The sequence below is a fragment of the Shinella sp. genome, assembly GCF_052438155.1.
Lineage (GTDB): Bacteria > Pseudomonadota > Alphaproteobacteria > Rhizobiales > Rhizobiaceae > Shinella.
Genome location: NZ_JBQVPI010000093.1, coordinates 1 through 2,783, shown reverse-complemented (window position 1 = coordinate 2,783; position 2,783 = coordinate 1). Strand labels below are relative to the sequence as shown.

The following is a 2,783-nucleotide window of genomic DNA, read 5'->3' as shown; positions in this document are numbered from 1 at the left end:
CTTCTGTGTGGTGGCGGACGAAGACCTCCCTAAGATCGGATGGGACTCTCAAGACCATTTGACCCGAAAGGTTTTGCTTCAGCGGTCCGACGCGCTTTTTGCATCCAACCCCAAAACTCGCGCATGGGCGCTGGCTCAGAATCCGTATGTCGATGGCGAGGAGCATTTCGTTTCAGAATTCATGACGCTGAAGCCGTGTCTGCACGGCTCTGACTGCCACGGTTACCCGGAGATTGCTCACCCTTGCGCCTTGCGCGGCAAGAACGACCATTTCTGTGACGCCGCCAATCCGTCGAATTGCGATCTCCGTTTCTGTTGGATCAAAGCAGATACGACGTTTGAGGGGCTTCGACAAGTTCTACACGAACCCGCAGATCGTGTATTCATCGGACCGTCGCTTCCGGACTATCACGATCAAGCTCGTGTGATTTCTTCCATAAAATTGACGAATGGCAAAGGCTGGTTCGCAGAAGGGGAGATTCCCCTAAATCCGGGAATGGTGTCTATCATTGGACAAAAAGGCTCAGGAAAATCGGCACTTGCCGATTTGCTGGCTTACGCAGCCGGTGGTTGGATCAGCGACGACGAAAAGTGTTTTCTCAATCGAGCCTCCCCGCACTTAGACGGCATGGCGGTTACATTGAACTGGGCAGACGGAACAATGACGAGCCAGGTCGTCGGCGATCAAACTAACGGCACGGAATTGGTACGTTATTTGTCCCAAGATTACGTTGAGCGGATATGCGCTCGGGATGGTATAACACGCGAACTCGTCAAAGAGATTGAGCAGGTCATTTTCAACTACCTTGATCCCGTCGACACCCTAAACGCCTCTGATTTTGACGAGCTTCGCGCGATGAAGACGGCAGGCGTCACTGCTGAGAGCAATCGTCTTCGCGAAACGATCCACGCCGTCATCCGCGAAGAATTCGCAGTTCGCGAACTGATCGGAAAGCAGGCGGAAAAGGAAGCGCGCGTTAAAGCGCTCCAGGTCGAAAGAGAAGGGCTCAAAAAGCAAATTCCTTTGCCGACGACGCCAGAAGAGGCCAAGCTTTTGGAGAATCTACAGCTCAAACGCGACGCGTTGACGAAGGCGCAGAGAGCCGCAGCTTCTGAAAAACAGAAGCTCCAGCGAGTTGATGATTTAACAAAACGAGTGGATGCATTCGGCGCACAGATCGAACGTTTTTTTGAAGAATTGAAGCCACTGTTAGAGGAGGCTGGGATCCCATCCGCCGAGTGGCCCAAGTTTAAGGCAGAATTTGTTTCTGACTACGGCGTTCCGCTTCAACAGCGGAGAACCGACATTGCGAAGGAGCTGGCAAATATCGAGGGCGGCGAGCTGTCAGCTCCGAACACAATCAAGGCTCTAAACGCGGAGATCGAACAGCTATCTTTGCGCGAGACCGCCGATAAAGCGCGGCAAGAAAGAACAAAGCAGATTCAAACACGTATTGCAGCCATCAATGCAGAGGTCGAGCGCTTAGCCTCCGAAATCAAAAATATCATTGAGGTCGAAAAACCGAGGCTGAATGGCATCCAGACGCGGCGGTTGGACGCTTATCACGATTACTTCTCTAACCTTGAAGCGGAGCAAGAGGTCCTGCAATCACTCTATGAACCGATCCGAGACTCATTGAACGAAAAAGCGCTACTCAAAGGCAAGGATCTGGAATTCTCGATCCGTTGGACCGCAGACCTCAAAGGCTGGCTTGAGCGCGGCGAGAGCTTGTTCGATCAACGTCGATCTGGCCCTTATGGATCGTATGAACTTTTATCCGAGGCTGCTCGGAAGCTGTTGCTCCCGGCATGGGGAAGTGGCGACGCGCAGAAAATAAGGGACGCCCTCGACAAGTTCCTAGAGGGATTCCGAGTTGCCAATCTCCAGCCTTCGGCATACCTTCGATCCAATGTCACAACAAAGGACGTGATGGACTGGCTGTTCGAGGTGGATCATATTCGTCTTGACTACGGGCTCAAATTTAACGGCACGGACTTAGAAAGTCTCTCGCCAGGCACCAAAGGCATCGTGCTTCTCATCTTGTACCTTGGAATGGACGTGAACGATACGCGCCCTTTGATTGTCGATCAGCCAGATGAAAACCTCGACAACGAATCAATATATCACTTACTTACACCTTACTTTAGGCTCGCTAAAATTCGGCGCCAAGTTATCGTAATAACGCACAATCCAAACCTCGTCGTAAACTCTGATTCTGAGCAGGTCATCATTGCTACGGGGGTCAAGCGCGACACGGGCTTACCGACCATTGGATATGAAAGCGGGGCGCTTGAAAATCCGGCAATTCGTAAGCAAGTGTGCAATGTTCTCGAAGGCGGTCAAGATGCATTTCTTCGGCGGGACCGGAGATATGCCATCGTTCGCAGGGCATGAAACAACGATCTTTTGTATCGTTATCTGTGCGAACCGGGTAAGATTGCTGAAATTAGCAATTAGGGGAGCTTAACTCGCAAATGGCAAGATGCACGGCGCCAAGAGAAGGACATCGGTCATCGAGGGCTGCGGCAAACTGTCCTGCTTGTAGAGGCCGCTCGAGATACGGATACGGTGGAGGGTATTCGCCTCCGTCCTACTCGCCGCCCTCATATTCGCCTTCCTCCTATAATTCCTCTTCGGGGAGCAGCGCAGGTGGCCGGAATGGCGGCGGCACTGGTCGCGTAAGGGCAAGCTGGTCAAAACCCGGCTCAGTCGTGTTCTACACACCGGCAGAAGTTCGGGAGCTTACTCCGGTCCGTACAAACGTCGAGGAACTGGCTGTAAC

Annotated in this window: 1 protein-coding gene; it reads left to right on the top strand. The window is 52.5% G+C overall.

Translation table 11 applies throughout. From position 1 onward, the window contains the following. Positions 1 to 2,395 (top strand): TrlF family AAA-like ATPase (locus ACT6VE_RS34665; RefSeq protein WP_444802639.1); only part of this gene is annotated, 2,395 nt, incomplete at its 5' end. Positions 2,396 to 2,783 lie beyond the last annotated feature (388 nt).